The organism is Pseudonocardia nigra, assembly GCF_019396355.1.
In the GTDB taxonomy this organism is placed as follows: Bacteria; Actinomycetota; Actinomycetes; order Mycobacteriales; family Pseudonocardiaceae; genus Pseudonocardia; species Pseudonocardia nigra.
Map to the genome: position 1 here is coordinate 1 of NZ_JAHKRK010000023.1, position 26010 is coordinate 26010.

The 26010-nt window shown below is 71.9% G+C and carries 19 protein-coding genes; 4 read left to right on the forward strand and 15 right to left on the reverse strand.

Going from position 1 to position 26010, the window contains the following annotated elements; genetic code table 11:
* Positions 1–150: 150 nt before the first annotated feature.
* Together KME75_RS08665 and KME75_RS08670 are read left to right on the forward strand one after the other, a co-directional pair.
* A complete protein-coding gene (locus tag KME75_RS08665; RefSeq protein WP_219414036.1) occupies positions 151–807 on the forward strand; it encodes a TRAP transporter small permease in 657 nt (218 codons plus the stop codon).
* Positions 804–2093 carry a TRAP transporter large permease gene (locus KME75_RS08670; RefSeq protein ID WP_219414037.1) on the forward strand — a complete coding sequence of 430 codons (1290 nt, stop codon included), beginning with the start codon at positions 804–806 and terminating at the stop codon, positions 2091–2093. Before KME75_RS08665 ends, KME75_RS08670 begins: the two co-directional genes overlap by 4 nt.
* 57 nt (positions 2094–2150) lie before the next feature.
* On the opposite strand, the gene KME75_RS08675 is transcribed toward KME75_RS08670, so the two are convergent.
* The 8 genes from KME75_RS08675 to KME75_RS08710 all read right to left on the reverse strand — a co-directional run bounded on the left by KME75_RS08675 (position 2151) and on the right by KME75_RS08710 (position 14777).
* Positions 2151–4244, reverse strand: coding sequence for a DEAD/DEAH box helicase (locus KME75_RS08675; RefSeq protein ID WP_219414039.1), 2094 nt, complete (start codon positions 4242–4244; stop codon positions 2151–2153).
* A gap of 9 nt (positions 4245–4253) precedes the next feature.
* Entirely contained in the window at positions 4254–5570 is a 1317-nt protein-coding gene (brxD, locus tag KME75_RS08680; RefSeq protein ID WP_372452575.1) for a BREX system ATP-binding protein BrxD, read from the reverse strand.
* Positions 5570–8200, reverse strand: coding sequence for a BREX-2 system phosphatase PglZ (gene pglZ / locus KME75_RS08685; protein WP_219414042.1), 2631 nt, complete (start codon positions 8198–8200; stop codon positions 5570–5572). Before pglZ ends, brxD begins: the two co-directional genes overlap by 1 nt.
* Positions 8187–11855 (reverse strand): DUF6079 family protein, encoded by a 3669-nt coding sequence (locus tag KME75_RS08690; protein ID WP_219414043.1) that lies wholly within the window; start codon positions 11853–11855, stop codon positions 8187–8189. The genes pglZ and KME75_RS08690 overlap by 14 nt, the downstream gene beginning before the upstream one ends.
* A 758-nt stretch (positions 11856–12613) precedes the next feature.
* The gene (gene brnA, locus KME75_RS08695; RefSeq protein ID WP_219414044.1) at positions 12614–12850 is read right to left on the reverse strand and encodes a type II toxin-antitoxin system BrnA family antitoxin; all 237 of its coding nucleotides are present in this window, start codon (positions 12848–12850) and stop codon (positions 12614–12616) included.
* Entirely contained in the window at positions 12840–13103 is a 264-nt protein-coding gene (locus tag KME75_RS08700; RefSeq protein ID WP_219414046.1) for a BrnT family toxin, read from the reverse strand. Before KME75_RS08700 ends, brnA begins: the two co-directional genes overlap by 11 nt.
* A gap of 640 nt (positions 13104–13743) precedes the next feature.
* The gene (locus tag KME75_RS08705; protein ID WP_219414047.1) at positions 13744–13944 is read right to left on the reverse strand and encodes a DUF397 domain-containing protein; all 201 of its coding nucleotides are present in this window, start codon (positions 13942–13944) and stop codon (positions 13744–13746) included.
* Complete coding sequence (locus KME75_RS08710; RefSeq protein ID WP_219414048.1) at positions 13941–14777, reverse strand: helix-turn-helix domain-containing protein; 837 nt, start codon at positions 14775–14777, stop codon at positions 13941–13943. Before KME75_RS08710 ends, KME75_RS08705 begins: the two co-directional genes overlap by 4 nt.
* Before the next feature lie 406 nt (positions 14778–15183).
* Between KME75_RS08710 and KME75_RS08715 the strand changes: the two genes are divergently transcribed.
* The gene (locus tag KME75_RS08715; RefSeq protein WP_219414050.1) at positions 15184–15477 is read left to right on the forward strand and encodes a hypothetical protein; all 294 of its coding nucleotides are present in this window, start codon (positions 15184–15186) and stop codon (positions 15475–15477) included.
* Between the two features lie 16 nt (positions 15478–15493).
* On the opposite strand, the gene pglX is transcribed toward KME75_RS08715, so the two are convergent.
* A complete protein-coding gene (gene pglX / locus KME75_RS08720) occupies positions 15494–19210 on the reverse strand; it encodes a BREX-2 system adenine-specific DNA-methyltransferase PglX (RefSeq protein ID WP_219414052.1) in 3717 nt (1238 codons plus the stop codon).
* Entirely contained in the window at positions 19117–19365 is a 249-nt protein-coding gene (locus tag KME75_RS08725) for a hypothetical protein (RefSeq protein ID WP_219414054.1), read from the reverse strand. Before KME75_RS08725 ends, pglX begins: the two co-directional genes overlap by 94 nt.
* Positions 19366–19751: 386 nt before the next feature.
* Between KME75_RS08725 and KME75_RS46650 the strand changes: the two genes are divergently transcribed.
* The gene (locus KME75_RS46650) at positions 19752–20642 is read left to right on the forward strand and encodes a DUF222 domain-containing protein (RefSeq protein WP_219414055.1); all 891 of its coding nucleotides are present in this window, start codon (positions 19752–19754) and stop codon (positions 20640–20642) included.
* Between the two features lie 1623 nt (positions 20643–22265).
* On the opposite strand, the gene KME75_RS08735 is transcribed toward KME75_RS46650, so the two are convergent.
* The 5 genes from KME75_RS08735 to KME75_RS08750 all read right to left on the reverse strand — a co-directional run bounded on the left by KME75_RS08735 (position 22266) and on the right by KME75_RS08750 (position 25964).
* A complete protein-coding gene (locus KME75_RS08735; RefSeq protein ID WP_219414057.1) occupies positions 22266–23147 on the reverse strand; it encodes a phosphotransferase family protein in 882 nt (293 codons plus the stop codon).
* A gap of 114 nt (positions 23148–23261) precedes the next feature.
* Positions 23262–23393, reverse strand: coding sequence for a hypothetical protein (locus KME75_RS44825; RefSeq protein ID WP_281424467.1), 132 nt, complete (start codon positions 23391–23393; stop codon positions 23262–23264).
* Positions 23394–23397: 4 nt separating this feature from the next.
* Positions 23398–24510 (reverse strand): radical SAM protein, encoded by a 1113-nt coding sequence (locus KME75_RS08740; RefSeq protein WP_219414059.1) that lies wholly within the window; start codon positions 24508–24510, stop codon positions 23398–23400.
* Between the two features lie 171 nt (positions 24511–24681).
* A complete protein-coding gene (locus tag KME75_RS08745; protein ID WP_219414061.1) occupies positions 24682–25368 on the reverse strand; it encodes a WbqC family protein in 687 nt (228 codons plus the stop codon).
* On the reverse strand, positions 25365–25964 hold the full coding sequence (locus KME75_RS08750) for a YdcF family protein (RefSeq protein WP_219414092.1): 600 nt from the start codon (positions 25962–25964) through the stop codon (positions 25365–25367). The genes KME75_RS08745 and KME75_RS08750 overlap by 4 nt, the downstream gene beginning before the upstream one ends.
* Positions 25965–26010: the final 46 nt, after the last annotated feature.

Here is a 26010-nt window from a genome sequence, read left to right on the forward strand (position 1 = left end):
TCGTCGCGGTGTCCGGTCGGGCAGCAACGGCTCCAGCCGTGCCCACTCCGCGTCGGTCAAGTCGTGGCGATCAAGCACAGAAGAGATCTACCGCAGCCGACCCGCATGATCCACGGGACACGCTCTAGCCGCCACCGGACGGGGACGGCCATGGCCGTCCCCGTCCCCAGCATGGAGGACGCGGTGCAGCGCTTCGATCGGGTGCTGACTCGGATCGAGAACGTCCTGGCGGCGTCGGCCCTGGGCCTGGCGACGGTCATCGCCATCGTCGCGGTGGTCCTCCGCTACGCCTTCGGGATCTTCCTCTTCTGGTCCGAGGAAGCGATCATCTATCTGATCATCTACTCGACCTTCCTCGGCGCCGTCATCACGTTGCGCCACAACGAGCACGTCAACGTCGACATCCTCGCGGTATTCCTCGCCGACCGCGGCAAGCGCATGGTCGCCGTCCTCGGCGCGGCCATCACCGCCGTGTACCTCGCCGCCGTCGGCGGCTACGCGTGGCTGCTGCTGTTCGAACCGTTCTCCACCTCGACGACCACCCCGTCGCTCAAGCTGCCGCTGTGGATCGTGGAGGCCGCGGTCCCCGTCGGCTTCACGCTGATGTTCCTGCGCGCGCTGGAGATCCTCGTGCGGACCGCGCGCGGGATCGACACCTTCCCGGAGGGGCACCGCTCGCTCCTCGAGGTCGAGGCGGACGCCGCCGGCCTCGACGCGCGCGAGGTCGACCCCACCCGGCGGGATCCCGGCGACCCACCGGACCCGCCGGACCTGCGGCCGGACGCCCCGAAGGAGGACGACCGGTGACCGAGGCCTCGATCGCGCTGGTCGTCATCCTCTTCGCCCTGTTGTTCTCGTCCGCCCCCATCGCGGTGGCGCTGGGACTCACTTCGTTCGTCTACTTCTTCTACTTCACGACGATCCCGCTGACCCAGGTGCCGGAGCGGCTGTTCAACTCCCTCAACTCGTTCCCGCTGATGGCGATCCCGTTCTTCGTGCTCGCGGCGAGCATCATGAGCCGCGGCGGGATCAGCAGGCGGTTGATCGCCGCGAGCAACGCACTGGTGGGACAGTTCCGCGGCGGGCTGGCGATGACCGCGGTGCTGTCGTGCATGTTCTTCGCCGCCATCTCCGGGTCGAGCCCGGCCACCGTCGTCGCCGTCGGCACGCTGATCATCCCGGCCATGATCGCCGCTGGCTACGGCAAGCGCTTCTCCACCGGCCTGATCGCGACGTCCGGTTCGCTCGGCATCCTCATCCCCCCGTCGATCCCGCTGATCGTGTACGGGATCGCGACCGAGGAGTCGATCGGCGACCTGTTCATCGCCGGCCTGCTGCCCGGCCTCGTCGCCGGTCTCATGCTCCTCGGCCTGGTGCTGGTGGTCTCCCGCAGGCGCGGATACGGCACCGGGGAGCACACCATCGTCATGACGAGCGCCGAGCGGATCCGCGCCCTCCGCGACGCGCTGCTGAGCCTCGCTCTGCCCGGGCTCGTCCTGGGGGGCATCTACGGCGGCATCTTCACCCCCACCGAGGCGGCCGCGATGGCCGTGCTCTACGCGGTCGTCGTGTCCGTCTTCGTCTACAAGGAGCTGGACCTCAAGGCGCTCGGTGGCATCCTGCTCTCGTCGTCGCGCACCTCGGCGATGATCATGTTCATCATCGCCAACGGCATCCTGTTCTCCTTCGTGCTCACCTCCGAACGCATCCCGGGCGAGATCACCGAGATGCTGCTGGGCTACGAGTTGAACAAATGGACGTTCCTGCTGCTCGTCAACATCATCCTGCTGGTGGCGGGCTGCTTCATGGAGACCTCCAGCGCCATCCTCATCATCGCCCCGATCCTGCTGCCGATCGGCCTCGAGCTCGGGGTCGACCCGATCCACCTCGGCATCATCATGGTGATGAACCTGGAGATCGGCATGATCACCCCGCCGCTGGGCCTGAACCTGTTCGTGGCCAGCGGCATGTCGGGGATGAGCGTCCTGCAGGTGGCCAGGGCGGCGGTCCCCACCGCGCTGGTGCTGCTGGCCGCGCTGTTCCTGGTGACCTACGTGCCGGCGATCTCGCTCGCGTTCCTGGGCGGGGGGTAGAGATCAACGCGGGCCGCGCCTCCGGATCGATGCCCCGCTATCCCGTTTCCGCCTGCCCTACGACGCGTCCACTGCCAGCCGCCGCGGCTCCCCCAGCACGGTCCGCGCGCCATCGCTGTCGCCCAGCCGTTGTCCGACGGTTGCGCGGGCCAGCTGATCCGGCAGCGCTGCGGAGAACTTGAGGCCCGCGACCGCCCGCGCGTCGACCGCCGGCTGGGCGATGGTCTCGACGCCGGCAAGAGCTGCCCGGACGTACTGGAGGTCCGCGCCGCGCCGAAGGCGCACGACCTGGTCGCCGAGCCGCTGCCGCGGGTCGACGAGGTCGCCGAGCGTCGCCTGGAGGGACCTGTTGGCCGCGACCCCGGCCCAGGTCCACCAGTGCACGTCGCCCTCCGGGCTGCGGCGCACCACTGTTGCCGCCTCGACGACATCGCCGCTGTGGTGCTGCCTCAGGTCCGCAAGTCCCTCGGCCGCCCGCCGGGACAGGCGCACGTCGGGCAGGCCGGCGCCGAGAAGCACGTCGCGCATCCCCCGCGTCACCGCGAACGAGAGACCGCCGCCGTCGCCGCTCCACTTCGCGCGGCCGGGGAGATCGGTGGCTTCCACGAAACACCGCCGCCGCTTCCAGTCGACGTAGGTCACGAGCCATGCGCGGCCCGCCAGCAGGAGCACGCGGGGTGCGCCTCCGGTGTCCGCGAGCAGTACGTCGTCCCCGACGGAACCGATCTCGTCGCGGCCGGCGAGCACGACGAACTCGGGTGCGGCCGTGAACACCGCCATCAGATCGGAGAAGTGCCGCCGTCCGAACCGTCGTTCGGCCTCCGGTCCGATGAACGCCAGGTCGCCGTCCGTCTCGAGGAATCCCTCGGCGACGAGGTGCTCCAGGATCTCGGCGCCGGCCGTCGTCATCGGTGCCAGCTCGTGCCACCACTCGGGCCAGGTCCGCCGGCCGAGCGTGTGTTCCTGCAGGGCGAGAGCCAGCAGCTGCTGGGCGACGATGTGTCGCGGCGACGGCGGGGGGACCACCGGTTCGACCCAGCCCTCCGACCACCGCACCAGCAGGCCGGCGGCGTGCAGCAGCTGATCGTGGTCCAGCGCGAGGAAGAGGCAGTTGCGCGAGCTGCCGGGACGCCTGCCCGTCCGGCCGATCCGTTGCAGGAACGACGCCACCGTCCGCGGCGCACCGATCTGGATCACGCGATCGAGGTCGCCGACGTCGATGCCGAGTTCGAGCGTCGACGTCGCGACGATCACGCAGTCCCGCGCCTCGGCGAACGCCTCTTCCGAGCGGCGTCGCTCCGCGGGCGACAGCGACGAGTGCGAGAGGTAGGTGTCGACGTCGCGCAGCCGCAGCGCCGTGCCCAGCTCCTCGGCGCGCCGCCTGCTGTCGACGAACACCAGGCGTTTCTCACCGCGGTGCAGGCGGCTGATGACGGTCGCCGCCCCGTCCACCGAACCGACGTGATCGAGCTGGACGTCGCCGGCCGGAGCGGCCGCGGGCGGCGCCACGACGGCGCGCCGCCGGTCGGGGGCCGCGCCCTGGAGCCACCCGAGCAGTTCCTCCGGGTTCCCGACCGTCGCCGAGAGGCCGACGCGCTGCAGGGGGCGTCCGGCGAGCTCGGCGAGCCGCTCCAGCACGTGGAGGAGGTGCCATCCGCGGTCGTCGCCTGCGAACGCGTGCACCTCGTCGACGACGACCGCGCGCACATCGGCAAACGCGAGCCTGCTGTCGATGCTCGCCGAGACGAGCATCGACTCCAGCGACTCGGGGGTGGTGAGCAGGATGTCCGGACGCTCCCGCAGGATGCGACGGCGCACGCCCTGCCCGGTGTCGCCGTGCCACAGCGCCGCCGACCGGCCCACCCATGCGGCGTAGTCGTGCAGGCGCGGCTGCAGGTTGTTGAGCAGGGCCCGCAGCGGACAGACGTAGAGCACCGAGGTGCCCGTCCACCCGTCCCCGGCCATGTGGCTGAGCAGCGGAAACACCGCCGCCTCGGTCTTCCCGCCCGCCGTGGGTGCCAGCAGGAGGCAGTCCACCCCGTCCAGTACCGGTGCCACCGCGGCCTCCTGGAGCGGACGCAGGCCCGGCCACTGGAGGGTGTTGACCACGTGGTGCTGGATCACCGGGTGGAGCCGGGCGAACGCGGACACGGACCGGCCCTACAGGCCGACGTCGATGTCGTCGAGCCCGACGGCAGCCTGCCGCTCGACGTCGGTGAGCTCCCCGGAGGACACGGTGAGGGCGTAGTCACGCCGCGGGTCGAAGTCGGCGTACTGGTCGACGCGGTCGAGGACGTCGCCGACGAGCTTGCGCAGGAACAGCCGGGGCGCGACGCCCACCTTCCCGCCGAGTCCGCCGGTGACGGCGCGGGCGAGGGTCGCCACGTAGTCGTCGTCGGCCAGGGCCCTGACGCGCTCCGGTGCGTCGGCACCCGCGGCGTAGAGGTCCCGGACGCGGGCGCCGAGCTCGACGAGCCGCGGCTGGTCGAAGCCGAGCAGGCGCACCTGCGGTGCTCGCGGGTTGTCGAACCGCGAATCGGTGGAGAAGTCGGTGTGCAGGCGCTGGGCCAGCGGTGGCAGCAGGGCGACACCTTGGCGTCCGTCGAAGAACGCCGGCGTCCCGGTGATCACCAGGTACAACCCGGGGAAGCGCCCGCCGTCGACCTCGTCGAGCAGCTGCCGCAACGCGTTCAGCGCCTTGGCCCGGGCGTCGCTGCGCACCCGCTGCAGCGTCTCCACCTCGTCGAGCACCAGCACGAGCCCGGGATGGCCCGCGTCCCGCAGCACGGTGAGCAGGCCCTGCAGGAAACCGAGGGCGAGGAAATGGTCGATGTCCCCGCGCACGCCCGCCGACTGACGCGCCGCAGCGGCGACGTGCGGCTGGCCCGCGAGCCACGCGGCGAGCCCTTCGGCGGTGTCGGTGTCGCCGTCGGCGAGGGCGCGGCGGTACCCGCGCAGTCCGGCGGCGAAGCCGGGCGTGGTGCGCGCGAGAGCGGCGAGCCGCTGCTCCAACAGCCGATCGACGGCCTGGCCGAGCCCGTCGGCGTCCTCCGGTGAGGCGGCCCCGTCGGCGAGCACGTCCTCCTCCAGCGCGTACAGCCACGAGTCGAGGACGGGCCGGAACGCGCTGGGCGCGTCCGTCGCCGTGGCCAGCCGCTCGCACAACCGCCGGTAGACGGTCTCCAGGCGGTGCAGCGGTGTCTCCGTCTCCGAGATCTGCACTTCTGCGGTGGCCATGCCCGCCGCCTTGGCCCGCTCCCCCAGCCACCGTGACACGAACGTCTTGCCCGAGCCGTACTCGCCGCGGATGGCGGTGAAGGCCGCCGCGCCTGCCCGGCACGCGGCGAGCTCGGCGTCGAACGCGGGGGCCAGCCGGTCGAGCCCGACGGCGAGCAGGTCCAACCCGCTCTCCGGGACGGTGCCGCGCCGCAGCGCGGCGAGCACCGTACGCCGACGGGCCGGGCTGATGTTCTCGATCACCGCGACGCCGGGAACTGCTCGTCCAGCAGTGCACGGTCGAGGGCGACCGCGCGGTCACCGTCGACGAGGGTGAGGACCGGGAAGCTGTCGCGGTTGAGGACGCGGCCGAGCGCGGCGACGACGCCGCGGACGTTGCGTCCGGCGCTGCCCGCCGCGGTCAGCACCACTGCCACCGGCAACCGGCCGCCCGCCGCGTCCAGGGCATCGACCACCGCGGCGAAGACCTCCGGAGCCGGCACCCGGTTGGCCGGTAGCTCGGCGTGGGCGGCCCGGAACGCCTCCGACGCGACGAGCAGGGCACCGCGCCCGGCGCTCTGCGGAGCCGGCTGCGGTGCGGGAGCGTCGAACAGGGCCTCCGCCTGCGGCGCGACGGGCTTGCGCCGCCGCTTCTGCGACGGCGACAGGGGTGGGGGTGGCAGCGGTGCGACTGCGGCGCCCCCGGTCCACCACGCCGGGCCCCCTGGCGCCCGCCACGTCCAGCCGGCCGGGGTCTCCGTTCCCGGAGGAAGCAGCACCACCAGCGGGATCGCGACCTCGGCCAGCGTGGCCCCGCCGTGGTAGCCGTGCGACTCCCGGCCGTACCGCAGCTCCTCGGTGGCCGCGAGGATCGCGCGCCCCTCCGGGGTGAGCACGCGGGGCCCGGTGACGAGCACCTCGTCCGGGCCGGCCGGCGCGTCCGCCACCCGCCAGCGAGCCCCTCCGCTGGGGTCGGACCGCAGCTGCGATCCGTGCTCGAGGACGTGCCCGTGGTCGCTGGTCAGCACCACGACGCGGCCGAAGGACGCCGCGCGCTCGAGCAGCTGGGGGAGCCCGCTGATGTCCTCGGGTCGCCACGCCGGATCCACCGACTGTCGGCCGTGGGCCAATGCGTCGTCGACGCCGTTGAGCACGACGCCCACCACCGGTGGCCCGTCCGGTCCCAGCGCGTCCTCGAGTTCAGCCCCGAGGTCGTTGCCGTCGACCCCGGCGAGGCCCGCCTTGTGCACGAGCACCGCTCCCCCGGGTGGCCAGAACGGGTGTGCCGCGAAGGCCGCGCGTTCGGCCGGCGCCGTTCCGGTGCGCAGCGCGGCGGCGAAGAGGCCGGCCCGGCTGTAGAACGTCTCCGTCGGCAGTGCGGCCAGTACCGCGTCACGGGTGCCGTCGCTTGCCCGGACGACCTCGTGCCACCCCCGCCGATGGTCGACCAGCTCGTCGGTGACCTCGGCCGCGACCGCCCCGGACATACCGTCGACGACGACGAGCAGCACCCGCTGCTCGCGAGCCAGCGGTGCCACGAGGTCGGGCAGGACGGTCTCGACGGCGAGCAGGTCGGCCGGTGTCTCCGGGGCCGCCGCGAGACGCGCCGCGAAGGCGAGGTCCAGCTGCGTCCGCACCGCGCCCGCGTCCTTCGCGACCGCGGCGAGGACGTCCTGGATCCGCGGGTCCGAGTCGCCGCGGCGCACCTGCGTCAACGCCCGGTCCACCCAGGCCAGCTCCCCGGCGTGGCGACGGACTCCCGCCGCCGCGGTGTCGAGGACGGTGGACGGTTCGCCTGCCAGCCACCGTCGGAGTCGCAGCGCGGCGAGCAGCCGGTCGTGGCGGTGGCGTTGCGTCGCCATCTCCCGGTGTTCGGCGACCTGCGCCAGGGATTCCCCGGTGAGCTGTGCGGCCGCCCGGGCCAACCGTTCGCCGTACCCGGACGGGAGCACCGGGCTGTGTATCGCGAGCTGCGCGGCGTGCAGGTGCGCGAGCATGGCGTCGGCCCGCCGGATCTGCTGGTCGATCCGCGCGGAGCCGGCCGAGCTCACGTGCTGCAGCGTCGCGGTCGCCGCGGCCGCCAGGTCCTCGCGGGACGGCACGCCCGCCCGGAAGCGCGACTCGGTGAACCGGCCGTAGGCCACGGCGGCGGCGTTGTCCGCGACCGGTGCGACCAGGATGGCCTGGGCCACGAGGAGATCGGCGATGACGTCGTCGCGCTCGGCGGCCAGCGCCGCGAGCACGCCGGCGCCACCGCCGTGCAGTGCCACGAGGTGGTGGGTGAGCCCGTCGCGCTCGTCGGCCGGCAGCTCCCGCCAGCGGCCACGGGTGGCCGCGTCGTCGAGCACGCCGACCAGCTGCGGCAGGTCGACGTGTTCGGGGTCGATGCCGAGCCGCGCCGCCACGACCAGCGACAGCACCCGTGCGCGGCTGAGGGTGGCACCGGCCGTCGGCGGCAGTGCGTCGGCGCCGGCGAGTTCGACGAGCGCGTCGACGAGCCAGTGCTCGGTCTGGATCCGCGGGTCGAGCTGACGCGCGGCGAGCAGGTCCCCGAGCAGGGTGTACCGGTCCGCGTCGAGGAGCTTGCCCCGGTGCAGCCGCGCGAGCACGGCGTCGCCGAGCTCGCTCTCGGGGCGGTCGGTGAGCAGCACGAGGACGCTTCCCGGTGGCTGCGTCGCGAGCGCGTCGAGCACCGCGAGCAGCGACGGGCACGCGGCGAGGTGCACGTCGCGGCCGCCGATCTCGACGGTGGTGGGGCCGTTCCACGTCGGCGTCGTGGGACTGCGGATGCCGATGACGCCGATGGCCCCGGGTTCACCGCGGCCGAGCTGGGAGCGGACCCGTTCGAGGATCGCCCGCTGTGCCGCGGTCGCGAGCTCAGCCGTCGCCATCGCCCAGAATCCGGTAGCTGACCTCGACCTGTGCGTGCTCGGGAATGAGGGCCCGCAGCTCGGCGATGGCGTGGTCGCGACGGCCCCGCACCACGCGGGACGACGGCGATGGCGGCGGGGTCGGGCCCACCGGGTCGGGTCGTGGCGGCGGCGGTGGCGGTGGCGGTGGATGCGGCGGGACGACGATCAGGTCGAGCACGCGCTTGCGGGCGTCCGTCAGCGCCTTCGTCAGCGGTGCGGCGTCCTCGTTCGCCGCCACGCCTTTCTGCAGGCTGTCGCGAGCGGTCCGCGCGTCAGGCGTCTCCATCGCCGCGAGCTGGTCGAGGAGCTGCCAGTCCGCGCCCCGCAGCGCGTCGGCGACCTGCGCGGCGCTGGACAGCGACCGGCTCAGCGTGATCATGGGCATGTCGACCGGCACCGACGCCAGCGCCTCGACGAGGTCGGTCGGCTCAGCGGAGCGGCGCAGCGCGTCGAGCAGCCGGACGGCGGTCTCGGCGGTCTGCAACCGGGGCGCCACCGGGTCCGCGGGCACGCCGAGCCGAGGCAGCGAGCTCTCCAGCACGGCGAGCACGTCGGCGGCCGGCGCCCGGAGCTGGTCGACGCGAGCGCCGATGCGGGCGAAGCGCGCCACCGATCGCGGGGAGATCACCCGTGCGTCGAGCTTCTCCCCGAACAGCACGGCCGCCCGCTCCACCGCGACGACCCACACGTCCTCGCCGGGGAGGCGCTGGCGGCGCAGCAGCATGTCGTCGCGAACCTCGTCGACGGTCGAGGGCGGCTCCACGATCCGCCCGGCCCGTACCCACGCCCGCCGGGACAGCTCGGCGTAGGTGGCGATCACCAGGTTCGCCACCCGCGTCTCCAGGCCGCGGTCGGCGACCCACTCCCGCAGCAGGCGCACCGGGATGTCCGCCTCGGCCGGCCCGGACTGGGCGGCGCGACGCTCGAACTCCGACTCCCAATGGCGGGAGAGCACGAAGGGGCCGCCGTGCTCCTCGCCGAGCTGCAGCGGATGGGCGAGCTTCTGCAGCGCCGACCGCTCCGACTTGTCGGTCTCGATCCGCCCGCCCTCGGCGTCGGCCGACTTCCGGACGGCGTCGAGCACGATCCGCAGCTCGGCCGTCGTCACGATCGCGCCCTTGCGCTGCGGGTCCAGGTCGGGGTGGTTCGGGTAGGTCGCGGCGAAGCACTGCTCGACCAGGTGCGCGAGCGCGTCGGCGAACGGGCGCCCCACGTCCAGCCGCGGGCGGAGCGCGGGGTCGAGGGACACCAGGTGATCGCTCCAGTCGAGCACGTGGTTCTCGTCGGGCTTGGCGAGCCCGTAGGCCTGCCGGAGCACCATGCGCAGCTCCGTACGCAGGGCGTCGCCCTGGTTGCGCAGCAGATCCCGGGCACGCTGGCGGTCGTCGGGGCCGAGGTGCGTCGCGGCCTCGTCGAGCCGGGTGCCGCCCAGCAGGTAGTCGATGCGCACCAGGGTGGCCACCTTGGCGAGCACCGTGCCGGTCACGAACGCCGGCAGCCAGGCCACGCAGCGGCGCGGGCCGGCGTCGCGGAGCTCGGTCAACCGGGCCCGGTCGTCGGCCGCCGAGTAGGTCGCGGCGTCGAAGGGGTAGTCGATCACCAGCCGCCAGCGGCCGTCCTGGGACGGCTCGAAGGCCTCGTCGCGCAGGTCGCTACGGTCACGGACGTTCCCGTAGACGATCTCGACGGTGCGCCGGCTCCCCCGCCACACCACGGTGTGCTCGATCTCGAACGCGCCGTCGTCGCGGATCCCCAGCTCGCCGAGCAGGAGCTCGCGGAATAGCCGCCGGCGACTCGCGGGATTGTCCACGTGCGTGACGCGGTCGAGGATCTGACCGAGGTCGACGCCCACCAGCTGCAGCCGGACGCTCGGGTCGTCCTCCAGCCCCACCTTCAGCTCGGCGACCTGGCTCGCCCACCCACGCAGCCTGCGCACCACCTCCCCGACCTCCTGGCCGGGGATCAGCGACGTGACGGTGCCGTGGTTGAGCGCCGCGAGCCGGCGGGCCGTCATCCCGCGCAGTGCGGCCACCTCCGGGACCAGCGCGGCGAGCAGCAGCGTCTTGATCAGGCGGTCGTCGGCGCGGAACGCGGTGAGCAGGCCGGCGGGCGCCTCGGCGAGGCCGGTGGCCTGTTCCTCGGTGAGCCCGCGCTGGCCGAGTAGCAGCGGCCGCAGCGTGCGGTCGTAGAGCGTGCGGGCCTGCTCGAACTCGTGCTTGAGCTTCTCGGTGAACGGCTGGTCGTTGCCGTCGGCGATCGCGTCGAACAGGTCGCCGAGGGGCACGAGCTGGCCCAGCCGCAGGTCGTCGCGCCGGTCGACCAGGATCTGCTGCATCAACTTGAGCGCGGTGCGCTCGCGCTGCAAGGCGGAGGACACTTTGATGAGCGTCTGCATGAACGCCGGGCTGAACGGATAGGTCTGGCGGAACGCGTCGCCGTCGCCGTCGGTGAGCAGGATGTCCCGGGTGAGGCCGGGAAGGTTGTCGGTGCGCCGGAAGGCGTCGGCGATCCGCTGGGCGGCCTCGTCGTCCTGCGGCCGCAGGATGCGCTTCTCGGCGATCATCTGGAGGTTGCGGTCCTCCAGGGTGACGGTGGCGAACCGCCCGTCCCAGTAGGACAGCTGGTCCTGGAACGACAGCGACTCCGCGCCGGTGCGCTCCACGCCGATCAGCTCGCGCAGGTCGCGCTGCCGTGCGATGAAGCTGACGATCGGCACCGCGCGGCGCGCGTCGGACGACTCGACGAGCTTCGCGACCTTCTCGGTCTCCCGCGCGACGAACGCCGGGTCGGCGATCTTCCCGGCCAGCCACAGCACCAGCTCGTCGAGGAAGAGGATCACCCCACCGTAGCCGAGGCCCTTGGCGTGTGCGCTGAGCGCGGAGAGCCCCTGGTCGAGCGGGACGAACGCGTTCGCGGCACCCGCGACGGAATCGACGTAGCTCGGCATGAACACCGGGATGACGTCGCTGATCAGGCGTTGGGCGCGCTCGGAATCGGGCGGCGCCGCGAAGGCCGAGTCCAGCTCTTCCGCGGTCCAGGAGGCGCCGTAGTCCCCCCAGCCCTCGTCGGCGGTCTGCGGGAGCCGGGCGAGGAAGGCCTCGGTGCCCATGCCGTCGCGGATCGCGCGGGCGTCGTCGAGCAGGCCCTGGGCCCGGTAGACCGACGGGAGCGGCGCGCCCGGGTGTTCCCGTCGCACATGGCTGACGTAGCCGCCGAGGATCGCCGCCTCCAGGCTCTCGGCGCCGATGAGGTGGAACGGCACGAGCATGAAACGCGTCGTGTCGAGCCAGCGATGCCGGGCGAGCGCGTCGGCCAGCTCCGGCCGGGACCGCGCGCCGACGTCACCGTTCAGCAGCGCGTGCAGCACCGCCATGAAGTGGCTCTTCCCGGAGCCGAACGACCCGTGCAGGTAGCTGGCCTTCGACCGCCCCTCCGCCAGTGCGGACCCGATCAGCGCCAGGGCCTCTTCGAACGCGACCCGCAGCTGCGGGGTGATCACGTAGGAGTCCAGCGTGGCCTGGATCCGCTCCACACCCTCGGTCAGGCGCAGCACGAAGTCGCCCTGGTGGATCTGCTCCGGGATACGGATCAGCTCGCGCAGCAGCGGCTGCCCGGTCTGCACGGGCGTGGTCAACGGCCGCGTCCCCCTCGTGTCGGTGTGGGGGTGACAGTAGTGGCCCGGTCGGCGGGAGCGGCAGCGTCCTCCGTGCCGACGCGCGCGGGCGCGCCCCGGGCCCGCCAGCTTTTCGTATGACATAATTGCGTACTTCCGGTCAAGTTCGCCCCGCAGGGAAGCACCGGATCGGCCGGCCCAGGAGGAACCGATGGGTGAGCCCGAGCAGGAGCCGCGCATCCTCGACGAGGAGGTCGACCTGGATCGCGAAGTGGTCCGCGACAGCCGCGGCCGTCGCGTGGACGACGACTACGCGACGAAGGCGGTCGCCGACGTGCGCACCCGCCGGGGCCGCCCGTCGCTGACCGAGGGGGAGGGTGCCACGCCGCCGCTGTCGTTCCGGGTGCCGGAGCAGACCCGCCGCTGCTCGAAGAGCGGGCGCGCGCGGAGGGCCGCACCGCCTCGGAGATCGCCCGGGACGCGCTCGACCAGTACCTGGGAATCACGTAACGCACCTACTCAGCGGGGAGGCCGCGCACCGGTGCTCGTCGAAGTACCGGTACAGCCAGCGGTGCGGGCGAGCGCGTCGGCGAACTCCGGCCGGGACCGCGCGCCGGCGTCTCCGTTCAGCGCCCCTCGGCCGGCCGGCGGCACCGGTCAAGGCGTTGACGTCGTCAGTGGATCTTCGATGAAGATTTCGGGCGGGGAGGCTGCTCTGCAGCATGGCGCGCTCAAGGGTGCGCCATCTCGACTCGTGCAGCGGAGACGCGTCGCTCTACTCAAGCGGCGCTTCTCGACCGCTGTTCGAGGCGCTCGGCAAGCCACACCTTGATGATCGATTGCCGGGTCACGCCCAGTCGCCTCGCCTCCCGATCGAGTGCGGCAATCATCCATACAGGAAAGTCGACGTTGACTCGGCGCTGCTCCTCGCCGGGGCGGTGCGCCTTGGCCAGATCAAGAGCCGAGGTGACGTCCTCCCCACGATCAAACTTTTCATCGAACTCTTCAGCCTTCATAGATCGCTACCTCCTCCTCGCGAGACCGCCGAACCGAAATGATTCTCACCTTGCCCTGGCGGAACGTCACCACCGCCGACCAATGCTTGCCATCGATCCGACCGATCACCAGCCACCGGGCCTCGTCGACAGTCCGCGCAGGAACCTCGACGCGCAGGCCATCCACCCACAGGCGCTGCGCCTCGATGAAGTCGATCCCATGCTTGTCCCGATTCGCCGCACTCTTGTTCGGGTCGAACTCGAACTCCTCCATCCACCCCTCCCGGTATAAAAACTATACCTCCGAGGCGGGGGTTCGACCAGCGCGATCGTCGCCCCACCCGCACTGCGGCACCACGGACTGCGAGCAAGCCTGGACAAACGGTTACCAGGGGTCGCCAGCGAGGGGAGACACGTGGCCGACGCCGAGGCACTGCGACTGGTCTCGCTGGAACGCTCGTACCAGCCCACGATCGCGGATCGGCGCAAGCTGGTGGAGCTCATCGACGAGCTCCGCGCCGGGCACGACGCCACGACGAGCGCCGACGTCCTCGGCGCGACCGCGCGGCGTGGACGGAATGACCGGGCCGGAGGAACCCACCGCGGAGTTCCAGCGCCGCATCCGGGTGCTGATCGTGCGGCAGCGCTTGGAGGAGCTGTCCAGCGTGCTGCTACGCCGGGCGGAGGGCAGCGATTCGCCCGATCGTCCCCACGGGGACGTCCAGCACCGGTTGCTCCTGCTCACGGCCGGAGCGCGGCCGACGGCTGATGGAACGCCTGCTTCCTCGCGCAGCGGGCCGGGGCAGCGTACGAGGGGACCTCGGAGGTGCTGCACAGCCGGCGCGTTCGGCGAGGTGCCGGAGATCCTCGTTGGGGAGTAAGGGAGCTGGTCGAGAGCTGAGAACGACGATCTCCTAGTCGAACTCGCCGAGCTTCACACCCTCGACGAATGCCCGCCACTCCGGCGGCGTGAACAGGAGAACCGGACCGCCCTGATCCTTGCTGTCACGGACGGCTCGGGATCCGTCGGGCAGGTCCGCGATCTCGACGCATTCGCCGCCGTTGCCGTTGCTGCGGCTGGACTTGCGCCAGACAACGCCGGCCAGGTCGATCATCGCAACTCACCCATAGCTTCCTCGATCATCGTCACGGTCCCTGCCTCGTCACAGGCGGACGCGCAGAGCCGATCGAAGACCTGAGTATAAGCCGTCACCTGGGGGTCCCGATCCAGATAGTCGGCGCTCCACAAGTCCTCCAGGTACACCACCTGAGCGTCCGGCGGCTCGGCCAGTCGAAGGATCGTGAACGACGAGCCCATCGCTGCATGGGCGCCAGCGGTGAAGGGCAGCACCTGCAACGACACGGTGGGCAGCTGCGCCAGCTCGAGCAGTCGCTCGAGCTGCTCGATCATCACCGACTGGCCACCGACCACGCGCCGCATGACCGCTTCGTTGATCACTACCCAGAGCTGCGGCGGGTTCCCGCCCAATAGCCGCGCCTGCCGCTCGCCCCGCGCGGCGACCAGACGCTCGACCTCTGCCGGATTGCGAGTGGGGTCCGCCGCCCGGGTCACTGCCCGGGTGTACGCCTCGGTCTGGAGCAGGCCGGGGACGAGCTCGACGTGGAAGTACTTGATCTCAGTGGCTTCGGCCTCCAGACCGACATACGCCCGCACCCACTCCGGCACCCGGTGCGACGACCGCTTCCTGGCCTCACGGGCGATGGCCAGGATCTGCTCAGCCTCACCCTCGTCAGCGCCGTAGAGCGTGAGCAGCGCCCGGACTTCCGCTGCTTGCAGCGTCTGCTTGCCGGTCTCCAGCTTGCTGATCTTGGAGACGTCGCACTCCAACTCGTTCGCCGCAGCTTCCCGTGGGATCCCGGCACGCTCGCGGAGCCTGCGCAGCTCACGACCCAACTGCAGGCGGCGGACAGTGGGACTCTGGGCCATGCCGGCAGTGTGCCGCGGTCGTCCGATCGGGCGCGTATCGGGTGACCACTTCCTAACTTGCATATGCGAGTTGTAGAGTGCCTACATGATTGTTCCGATTCGTGACGCGCCGGTCTCACCAGCCAGCCCACTGCTCGTCACGATCACTGCGTCTGACCGGCACGACCATCTCGTGGACGAGACCGTCGTCGCCACCTCCCACGACGGGCGCTACGTCGCACGTTGTGGCGCGACGGTGCTCAGCGCCGAGCTGGAGGCTCAGCCCGGGCGGCTCTGCGCGCAGTGCGCAACACCTTCCACTTCACTGCGACGACGCCGACCTGCCCGGCGCATCGCTCTGCGCCGGCGAGCACCTAGCAAGATCAACTGACCGAGCTACACCTCCCGCTGCGAAGGGCCTCATGCGATGACTGGCATCAACGATCCCGACGAACCTTCGGTCGTCGACATCGCCGTGCAGTTCATGGCCCAGCAGCCGGGCGGCGCGGAACGCGTGCTGGCCCTGCACCGCCCGCTGGCGGACGGCCTGTGCGCTGCCTGCCTCACCACCGTCACGAGGTGGCCGTGCTCGATCGCGAGCCTCGCCCTGTTGGCGCGCCCGCACATCGGGAGCACCAACGCGATCGCAACGCCAGTACCCGCGGACCGCGAGGGTTACCGCGGACCCCCGGCTCGAAGCCGCCGGAACCCGAGACGCTGATCCAGTTCGCTGGCGCCTACGGCAGCAGATACCGCATCCCGCGGCGCTGCCCCGCCGTCACGAGCCGGCCTTCGGCGACCAGGTGTTGCGCGAGTGCGCGGGCGCCGGCGGCGTCGAGGCCCGTGAGGTCCCGAATGCGCTCGTTGGACAGCGGCTCGCTCGCGGCCGCGGTGAGCACGGCCTCGAGGTGCGCCGGGTCGGGCGCCGACCGCGGCGTGCGCGGCGCGGGCGAACTGGCCGCGCCCGCGCTCGCCGTGCCCCGGCCGCGCCGGGAGTCGGGCAGCGGTGCGACGGTGACGCGCCCGGTGGGCCGCCACGTGGCGAGATCGTCGCGGGTCAGCTGGAGCTCGGCGAGCTGGCCGTCGAGGAACCCGGCGTAGATGTCGGCGGGCGAGGCGCCGTAGCGCGCGTCGATCTCGCCGTGCCACTGCTGCACCCAGGGCAGCACCTCGGCCAGCCCCGCCAGCAGCGGGGTGACCCGCTCGGCGCCCCAGCCGTCCTCGCCGCGCCGCCGGCTGATCAGCACGGCGAGCGCCTGCGCCTGCTCACGGTGGTCGAAGCCGGCCCAGCCGAGCAGCAGGCTGCGGTCGCCGTCACGGCTGGCGTCGGGGTAGGAGATGAACCGCTCCTTCGGCACGTCGAGCTTGCCGCGGTTGCTCCAGTAGCTGCTGCGCAGGAAGTCGCCCGAGCCGTACTTCGGCGGCACCGGCACGTCCCCGATCTCGTCCTTGATCGCGCGCCGGACCTCGGGGTGGGTGACGTCGTCGTGCCCGAGGCGCGCGGCGATCGCGTCCTCCTGCCGCTGCAACGTCCAGGTGCGCTCCCACTCGGCCCGCCTGGCCAGGCCACTGGACTTGTAGCGGTAGGCGGCGAGGAACGGGACGTGCTCGTCGTCGATCAGGGCGCCGACGATCTTGGCGAGGTCGACGTCGGCGCCGCCGAGCGTGCCGGCGGCCCACAGCGCCGCGACGGAGCCGAAGTCCTCGTCGCCGCGGAGCTGGTCGGCCAGCGTCTGCACGGAGTGCAGGACGGGCTGGTCGTCGCCGTTGTCGTCCGCGGCGAACCACAGGTGGCGGGACTCCAGCCGGTCGAGCAGCCAGTGCCGCAGCGCACGCTCCTGCTGCTTCTCCCACGGCTCCGTGGACCACCGGCGCTTGCACTCCGGGCGCTCGATCAGCGCGAGGTCCCGGCGCTTCTCGATCAGCGCGATCCGAGCCTCGACGCGGCGGCGGTACTCGGCGGGCCAGTGCGCGGGCAGCTCGGTGACCGGGGTGGAGCCGTGGCGGGCGAACCACTGCGTCTCGGCCTGCCCGGCCGCCATCTTCCGGGCGAGGACGATCTCGAACGCCCGCTCGCCGAGGTGCAACGGTTCCGCGGAACCGTCGCCCAGCACCTCCGCGGCCTCGGCGTCGGAGAGCAGGCCGTAGCGGCGGTAGACGTCCCAGTCGAGCTCCTCCTGCTCGGAGATCATGTCGGTGCGCAGGCGCTGCCACTCGGAGCGGGCGACGGCGAGGCGGTCGCGGGTCGGGGATGCCTCGGCCGCGAGCGCGTCGGGGGTGGTGGCGGCGAGCTGCTGGGCAAGGGCATCGAGACGGCAGGCGCGGTCGAGAGGCAGGTCGGCCGGGAGCGGGAACTGCTCCAGCTTGGTGCCGGTGAACTCGTAGAACCGCTCCCACCCCGCGCTGGTAATGCCGCCGCCTTCGCCGCGGTTGCCCTTGTCATGACATACCTGCTTCATCCAGAAGCACGCCGTCGACGAGTTCAGCACCCCAAGAAGCGCCAGGTGGTCATCCTCGCTCGCCCCCGCCGGCAGCTTGATCACCGGCGCGGACCGGTTGAACACCTTCCCGCCCCGGTCCAGTACGAAGTGGTTGTGCGTCGCCACGAACGCGAACGCGATCGACAGCTCCATCGCGTACGCGGATTTGGTGTACTGCATGTAGTCCCACCACGCCAGGCCTGCGGCCGCCATGTCGCCCTGGAAGGTCCGGCGCGCTGCCAGCAGCGAACGCCAGGCCCACAACTCGCCGCGGAACCGACGGATATCCAGAGTCGACGCATACGGGAACCAGATCGATTCCTCGGGCGCTGCGTCCCAATCGCGCACAACGTCACCGCGCATGAGCGGAAGCAAACCGGCGCCGAAGTCAGTGAGCCTGGCCGGGCGCATGAACGCCTCATCGGCTCCGGCCCGAATGGCGCGGCCGATCGGCGGTTCGATGGCATGTGAGAGGCGCCGCTCAGTTGCCTCGATCTCGGCGACAACGGCGCCCGCTCCGCCCCCCGACAGCGACCACGGATGGCTCGCCAGCCGCGAACGCGGCAGGTCGACCACGCTCACCCACTCCGACTCGCTCCCCGGGTGCTCGACCTGCGCCTCGATCGCAGACCACACGAGTCCCTTCTCCGGGTCGTCCGGCTGCGCCGGCTCCCCCCGCACCCCGAGCACCGCCCGCACCGCATTCCGACGCGAGGGAGCAGCCCGCCGCCCGATGAGGATCACGGTCGGCGTGCCATGGCCGGGGATGTAGGCCCCGGAGGTGTCGACCACGTAGTTCAGCTCGATGCTCGGCAGGAACTCCTCGATCAGCTTCGTGCCGAACTCACGCTTCATGAACGCGTTGGAGGTGATCTGGCCGGTGTAGCCCGCGCCGAGCCCGTCCTCCGAGGGCCGCCGGGCCAGGTCGAAGATCCGCTGCGCGAACGGGACCGTCAGCTGGAACTGCCGGTGGCACGCCGACCAGCGCTCGCGGTAGTACGCGTTCTGCTCCGGGTCCTTCACCGTGATGTACGGCGGGTTCCCCACCACCGCGTGGTACGAGCCCGAGGCGAGCAGCCGCTCGTCGGCGAAGGCGTCCACGTCCTCCCAGCGCGCCCGGTACCCGATGGCCTCGTCCACCACGGCGAACGAGCCCTGCCGCTCGGGTGTCCGCAGCGAGTCGGTGCAGCCGACGATCGGGCACCACCGCTGCCGGGCCGCGTCCGCCAGCGTCGTCACCCCGGCCGTCTTCAGCCCTGCGACCAGGAGCCGGAAGCGGGCGATCGCGACCGCGAACGGGTTGGTGTCCACGCCGTGCACCGAGTCCAGTGCCCGGCGGGCGATCTCGTAGTCGTCCAGGGTCGGCGACTGGTCCCGCCACGCCGCCACCAGCCGCTCGAACGCGCCGAGCAGGAAGTGGCCGCTGCCGCAGGCGGGGTCGATGAGCCGCAGCCCGTCGAGGCCGAACTCCTCGATCGCGGGCGTGAGGGTGCGATCCAGAATGAAGCGCTCGACGAACCGCGGGGTCTGAAGGAGGGCGTAGCGCTTCTTGGCGTCGTCGGAGAGGTCCTGGTAGAGGTCGCCGAGGAAGCGGGTGTCCCAGTCGGGGTCGGTGAAGGCGTGGCGCAGCGCGCCGTCGGGGCGTCGCTGCCGCCAGAACGTCACCAGCGCCTTGGCCGCGTCGTGGGAGATCGGCACCCAGTACGTCGGGTTGTGCTCGGCGTCGAACAGCAGCCTGCCGGCGTCGGTGGCGCGCAGCACCTCGAACTGCTCGGCCAGCCAGTCGCCGTCGTTGTGCTCGGGGTGGCGGCGGTAGTACTCCAACTGGGCGTCCTCGGCCGCCGCGAGCCGGTCGCCCGGGCCGGACAGCACCCGGTCGATCAGGCCGTTGTCCTCGGTCCAGCGCAGGAACACCGTGCCCAGCACCCACGCCACCGCGATCTGGGTGAGCTGGGCCGTGCGCCACTCCGCCACTCGGCCGCCGTGCGGCGGGCCTTGCGTTCGGCGGCGTGCTCGTCGCGCAGCACGTCGACCAACCCGGGCACCGTGTCGAGCTGGTCGGCCAGGTCGACCTCCAGCAACCGCACCTGTTCCTGCAGGTCGGCCAGCAGCGCCTTCGAGTCGATCACGATACTCCCCTCACCCCGCGAGTAGATCGCGCGCGGACCGCCCATCGTTGCAGGGGCCGGGCGGGTGGGGCACACGGCGCGCCTGACGTTTCGGCGACGGCCACCCGGCCCCGGCGTAGGCGCCTCCGCGCTCCGCGCGCGCCTGATCGGACTCCCGTTGCAGCGCCGGCGGAGACGCGCGTGCAGGGCTCGCTCGGCATGCGGCAGATGGCCTCTCACCTGCGACAAAAGGACCCGATAGAACGCTTGTTCGAATAGAATGGGCTCATGTCCGGCAGCCCGCTCACCCACGCACACCGCCTGCTGGCGGAGGCGCTGGATGCGGTGCGCGCGGTCGCGGAGAGCCCGGCCACCACCGACGACGAGCTGGTGTCGGTGCTGACGATGTGCGAGGGCACCGCGCGCGGGCTGGACCGCGTCACCGTCGACACGGTGGCGGTGATGCAGCGGCGCGCACGTTCGCCGACCGCGGCTACAAGAACCCCGCCGCCGCACTGGCCGACCTGCTGGGCTGGGAGCGGTTCGAAGCCCGCCGCCGGATTACCGCCGCCGACCAGGTCAGCGCACGGGCCAACCTCGACGGCACCCCCCTGCCGGCCCGGCTGCCCGCCACCGCGGCCGCCTTCGCCGCAGGCGCCATCGGACTGCGGCACGTCGAGGTCATCGCCACACTCATGGCATCGCCCGCCGCCGAACGCATCGACGCCGACCGGCTCGCCCACGCCGAACCGATCCTCGCCGAGCGAGCCGCCGAGTACACCCCCACCCAGCTGCACACCTGGAGCGCCGACCTCATCGACAAGCTCGACCAGGACGGCCCCGAACCCGACGACAACCCCCCCGGCCCTGACCAACGAGCTCACGATCACCCGGCACACCGGGCGCCCCGGCGGCACCGTGAAAGGCCGGTTCGACGACCCAGCGCTGTCGACAACATCGCCGCTCTGCGCGACGCGAAGGCCAAGCCGTCGGGCACCGACGATCACCGCATGATGCCGCAGCGGCAGGCCGAAGCCCTCGCCGAGATCTGCGGGTACGTGCTCGACCACGGCGACGTCCCCGAATGCGGCGGCCTGTGCGGCGTGCGGCACCCCGCTGCTCGGCTGGCCCCGCGGGTCACTGCCGCCGTACCCGGACGGGGAGCTCAAGCGGGAGTACCGGTGCCGCCGCCGCACCGACGACGCCGAAACCCCGAGGACCCTGTGCGGGCGCAACCACATCGACGGCCGCACCGCCGACCACGCCGTCACCACCGACATCACCACCCGCCTCGGTGACCCGCGCCGCGCCGACCGGGTCGCCGCGCACCTCGCCGCCGTGCGCGAGCAGCGGACCGGGATTGAGGCCGACATCGCCCGCTGGGAGGCACAGGCCGACGAACTGGTCACCAAGACCGCCACCTGGGGCGTCACCCGCGTCGACACCGCCATGGCCCCGATCCTGCGCCCATCGACGCCCTACAAGCCGACCTCGCCCGTCTCGACGAACCCGACACCACCGGCGCCGCCACCGCAGACGCCGTCGCCGCCTGGACCCAAGCCACCGAACGCGGCGACACCATCGCGCAGCGGGCGCTGGTCCGCCGCGCCTTCCCCCGCCTCACCCTCGCCATGCCGCGCCGCTACGGCGACCACAGCCCCGAACGGTTCGCCTGGGACGGCTGAACCCCACCCGGCCCAGTACGACCCGGCGCAGCGCGACCCGGGAACCGACAACGACGGACGCCGCGAGGGGCGCGAGCCGACGGCGCGGACTCGGTGCTCTCCGCTGCTGTAAGCAGCGTGAGAGCAGCCGGTAAGCGACCGGTGCCCGCTCGGTACCGGGCTGCGTCGCCCCCGACGGGCGCGACCGGCGGCCCGGTGACGGCCTGGTGACTCGGCGGTGACACCGCGCCAGGGCCGCGCCCGCCGACCTGAGGGGAAGTGCGGGGCGTTCACGAGTGCAACGATCTCTTGACGTGCGCGCCGCGGTAGAGGCGCAACGACGGGGTCGGCCTCGTGACCAGCGAGATCGGCCCGGCAGCGCTCGCCGCCGCGGTACCCCGGCCGCACGGTCCGGGGCCCTCGCGGGCCGGGGTGCGCGCGCCGGTTGTCCGTGCCGGTTCACAGAGCGAGGAGGTGGTGTGCTGGGCGGTGTCCCGGTCCCGGCAACGGGACCCACGGGCCTGCCACGACATGATGATCAACCCGCCCGGGGTGCAGGCCGAACGAGGAGCGGCCAGGCCAGGGGCGGGAGCGGGCGCAACTCGTCCGCTTCGGGTTCCACGGGGCAGCGGCGACGCCAGCGCCCCCACCGAGCCCACCACACCAGACCGACCCGCCCGTAGGGGTGCGGTCGGCGGGTTGACGCAGGCACAGCACGCGGCGATCGTCGACAGCAGTTGCCGCCGATGACCCACAAGCAGGTCGACGCGGTCTGCGAGGTGATCACCACGGCGCGCGAGATGGCGCCGCGAAGACCACCGCCACCGCTGACGCCCTGCTCAGCAGCGACGGGCGGGGCCACCCGGACCAACACAGGACCGGGAGCCCCGCCCGCCGCGGAACCACACTCGCACGGCATGCAGCGGGATGGACGAGGCCCAGTGGTGCGGCGCCGACACCCCCCGACGGCGAGAACCCCGACGTACCTATAGAGCCGGGCGGAGTCGCGGACCCCGTGTACCGGCGCTGACCTGCGGCGCAATTAGCGCCGAGCCCCTCCGACGTGGGTGGACGGGTAGTTGGCCGGGTAGCTGGTGGGTAGTTGGCAGGCCAGGAGACCGGCCGAACGGGCGGTCACGGACCGCTGTCACGGGGCGCCGCCGCAACGATCAGCACGCTGCTTGCCAAGCGAGTCTGGTACACCTGCTGATCCCCTGTCAGCCGCTCCGACCAGGACACTCAGGCGCGCTGCGGGGTTTACACCGAGCAGGGCCCCTCCGTTGATCCCCCCCGCCGAACCCCCGTTTGAACCCCATCTGCAGATCGCTCTCCGTGGATGTAGGCCGCCCACGCTCGGGCGTGCCCGGCGAGCGCGGTCTTCCACCCGCGCTCGGGGTCCTGGGTGCCGAGTTCGGCCCACAATGCGGCGTTGGCGTCGGCGAACGCCCGTACGCCCGCAGTGGGCGCGGCGCGCCACGGCGCGAGCTGGCGCGCCCACCGGTCGGCCTGCTCAGGGGTGTGACCGGCCTCGAGCAGCCGCAGCACCCACACCGCGGCGTCGACCCAGGCCGGGCCGCGGGACGGCCAGGCCCAGTCGATCAGGTGCGCCGACGGGTCGCTGTCGGTGCCGATCAGGACGTTGTGCGGTGCCATGTCGGTGTGCAGCAGTTGATCGCCGTCGAGCAGTCCGACCGCGCCCGTCGCGGCGTAGGGGGCCCAGCGCTGCGCGACCCGCTTGAGCGGGAGGTCGGGGCACGGTGTGCGGGCGAGCTGGTCGAGCGCGGCGACGACCCGGGGGAGGTCCGGTGACCCGGGGGCGAAGTCGGCCGTGCGGCCGGTGATCAGCTCGAACCCGAGCAGGTCCCATTCGGCGGTCCGCGCCCGCCACAGCAGCCGCGGGCACCCGGGCGGCAGGTGTGGGTTGATGTCGGCCTCGCGCTGCTGGGTGAGCGCCTGCGGATGCGCGGCGGGGACGCCCTTGACGAAGAACCGGCCGCGGTCGGTGTCGATCGTCGCGGCGATCCCGGAGTTGATGCCGGTCCGCGCGCTGCGCGCGGTGTGCACGACGCCGGTGTGCACGGCGACCGCCGCGCGGGTCGCGGCGGGCAGGTCGTGCCAGTGGATGCGGGGCATGGCCACGTTGGTGATCGTCCCTCGGCGCGTGTGAAGAGGACAAGCGGGGTTACCGCGTCGTTCCCGGCCGCCGAAAGGTGGGGGCCGGGAACGACGTTTTCCGTGCTGACTGCGGCGCGCTCAGTAGGGCTGGTCGTCACCGGCGCTGCACGAACACATCACGGTCTCGACGAGGGTGTCGAGATTCTCGACGTGCTCGACGATGTCGTCGTCGAGTGGCCGGATGTCGAGCGTGATCGGCATGGCGGTCATGGTTTCACCTCCCCTCTCGGTGTTGGCAGTAGGTCGCGAGTGGGGCTTTCGCCTCCTGGTAGAGCTTGGCCAGCGGGCGGCAGGTCCAGCACGTTCCGGAGATCGCACAGCCGGAGCAGCCGCCGGTGCGCAACATGAGCCCGTCGGCGATTCCGCCGAGCGCACGCAGACCGTTCGCGCCCTCGGCGATGAGGTCGATCTGGGGGTCGCGACCGACCTTGCAGATCGAGGCGTTCCCGAACGGGTCGGAGTGGAAGAACGTGTGTCCGGCGTTGCAGCCGGTGAATGCGCGCCGACGGCGGAGGAAGTCCGCAGCCTGGGTCGGGAGCGGTTCGCCGCCCCCGGAAATGGTCGGCCACATGTTCGTGTACACCTGGTGCGGGAAGCCGTGCCGATCGGCGAGCGCACGCATCTCGTCCAGCTCATGGGCGTTGCGGTCGGCGACGATGATGTTGAGCCGGACCGGCAGCTCGGCGTCGCGAGCCGCGTCGAGACCGCGGGTGAACCGCCCGAACGCGCCCCTGCTGCGGGTCAGGCCCTCGTAGGTCTCCGCGGTCGCCCCGTAGACGCTCAAGGTCAGCCGGTACGGCTTGTGCCGGGTGAGGCATTCGAGGATCCGGGGTTTCGACAACTGCGATCCATTCGACGAGATGGCGATCATCATCCCGAGCGAGGTCGCGTACTCGTACGATGCCGGGAAGTGCGCGTCGATCAGCGGTTCGCCGCCGGTGATCTGCAGCCACAGCACCCCGGCGTCGCGCATGACCTCCAGCAGCGTCATCTTTCCTTCCCACGACAGCCCCTCGAACCGTTTCAAGCCGAGGTAGCAGTGCTCGCAGTCGTAGTCACAACCTTTGTTGATCTCCCAGGACGCGCGGGCGTAGCCGAGTTCGGCGGGTTTCCGGATCAGCACCGTGTCCGCGAGCGCGGCGTCCCCGAGCGCGATGTCCCAGGCTCGTCCGGCCGACTCGACCAGCCATTCGGGAACGGGCCGATTGTGTGCGGTGTCATCGGCGAGTACGCGGAAGCGGCGCGCGGAGATGCGGATGCCCTGCTCACGTCCGGGCCGGACCACGAGGTGCTCGCCGAGGAACGGGCTGGCGATCAGCGCATGCATCAAGGTCCCCTGTCGTCGCGGATGTCCGCACCGCCCAACCCGCCGGGATCGTGCGGTGCGATCCCATCGTCAGCCGCCAGGGGCGGCCCGGGGAGGTCTGGGCGTCGCCCTGGTGTGGAACTTTCGATGCACCAATGGGCGTTCAGCGGGATCGCCCTGGCCGGCCCCGACCTACGCGCTCGGCACGGTCCGCGCGGCGAGGGTGGTCAGCGCGGTCAGGTCGACGAGCGGCCCCTGGTCCGCGTCCGGGAGCGCGAAGAACTCGACCGTCGTCGCGGTGCGCGTGAACGGCCGGGGATGCAGGTAGGCGCGGCCGCTGCGCCCGCACAGGTACGTTGGGCACCCGGCCGCGCGGGTGAGGTCGGCGAGTCGCGCCGACCGCTCGGTGCTGATCGGGCCCTGCCGGGCGAGGACGCTGGATCGGACGATCTCGCCCGTCCAGCCGCACGCGCGCAGCAGCAGCGTCGTCGAGGTCTCGGCGACGGTCGCCAGGCTCTCGGTCGACCCGATGAGGTCGGCGACCTCGTCGACGACTGCGGCGATGCGAGCCCAGCCCGGCGCTCTCCGGTAGTACTGCCGGGTCAGCCTCGCGACCCGCCGCCGCGCCGTCTCGGGATCGGCGACGCGGACATCGCGGATCGCCGTGCCGCGCCCGTGCGGTAGATGCACCGGGACGACGAGCCACTGGCGCTGCGCAGCATCGGGCTGGCCCAGTCGCGCGCGGTGCTGGTAGTCGTGACGGCAGAACTGCACGTCGTCAAGTACGACCCACGTTGTCGAGGCCAGCAGTTTCGCCAGAGTGACCCATCGGGGAAACAGATTCGGTTGATGGATTGCGCACACGCGGCCGTCGTTCATACCGATCCGAGCAGGCGGCTGATGAATCCGCGACCGACCAGCCGCGTATACGCCTGCTCGACTCCGATCGGCACGTCCTGTTCGACCGCGAAGCCCTGCTTCGGGTACTCGATGACCCGCTGCAGATCACCGACCAGCATGTCGATGACGAGTTTCTCGTCGCCGATGCTCTTCACGTAGTCGGGCAACGCCAGCGGCTCCGACGCGCACACCACCGTCAGCTCGGGCCACACCTTCCCGGCGGTGGCGTAGGCGCGCCGCTGCATGTACGGCTTCGAGATCAGCAACGCCGACCCCGGATGCACCCCTGCCCCGGCGAGGGCCTCGCGGGACAGGGCGATGTTCGCCCCGGTGTTCGTGGCCTGCGGCTCGACCAGGATCGCCGACGGCGGAACTCCCAGCTCGATCGCTTGCTCCCGGTAGTGTTCGGCCTCTCCGCGGGGGAAGCGATCCCGGGTGGTCGGGCTCGTGGCGCCGGTGAACACCACCGTCGGGAACAAACCCGCCCGGAACAGCTCGGCCGCGTACACCGCCACACCGAGGTCATGGCTGCCCAGCCCGATGGCCACCTCGCACGGGCGCACCTGGTGCCCCATCTGGTGGTAGTCCCAGATCAGCTCGGCATCCTCCCGATCCTGATCC

What these genes read in the sequence shown, in the direction of transcription:
- KME75_RS08740 (WP_219414059.1), bottom strand. Translation starts at nt 24,510, where the DNA reads ATGCATGCGCTGATCGCCAGCCCGTTCCTCGGCGAGCACCTCGTGGTC.
- brnA (WP_219414044.1), bottom strand. Translation starts at nt 12,850, where the DNA reads ATGAAGGCTGAAGAGTTCGATGAAAAGTTTGATCGTGGGGAGGACGTC.
- KME75_RS08710 (WP_219414048.1), bottom strand. Translation starts at nt 14,777, where the DNA reads ATGGCCCAGAGTCCCACTGTCCGCCGCCTGCAGTTGGGTCGTGAGCTG.
- KME75_RS08705 (WP_219414047.1), bottom strand. Translation starts at nt 13,944, where the DNA reads ATGATCGACCTGGCCGGCGTTGTCTGGCGCAAGTCCAGCCGCAGCAAC.
- KME75_RS08665 (WP_219414036.1), top strand. Translation starts at nt 151, where the DNA reads ATGGCCGTCCCCGTCCCCAGCATGGAGGACGCGGTGCAGCGCTTCGAT.
- KME75_RS08700 (WP_219414046.1), bottom strand. Translation starts at nt 13,103, where the DNA reads ATGGAGGAGTTCGAGTTCGACCCGAACAAGAGTGCGGCGAATCGGGAC.
- KME75_RS08715 (WP_219414050.1), top strand. Translation starts at nt 15,184, where the DNA reads ATGACTGGCATCAACGATCCCGACGAACCTTCGGTCGTCGACATCGCC.
- KME75_RS08750 (WP_219414092.1), bottom strand. Translation starts at nt 25,964, where the DNA reads ATGGGGCACCAGGTGCGCCCGTGCGAGGTGGCCATCGGGCTGGGCAGC.
- KME75_RS44825 (WP_281424467.1), bottom strand. Translation starts at nt 23,393, where the DNA reads ATGACCGCCATGCCGATCACGCTCGACATCCGGCCACTCGACGACGAC.
- pglZ (WP_219414042.1), bottom strand. Translation starts at nt 8,200, where the DNA reads ATGGCGACGGCTGAGCTCGCGACCGCGGCACAGCGGGCGATCCTCGAA.
- KME75_RS08745 (WP_219414061.1), bottom strand. Translation starts at nt 25,368, where the DNA reads ATGAACGACGGCCGCGTGTGCGCAATCCATCAACCGAATCTGTTTCCC.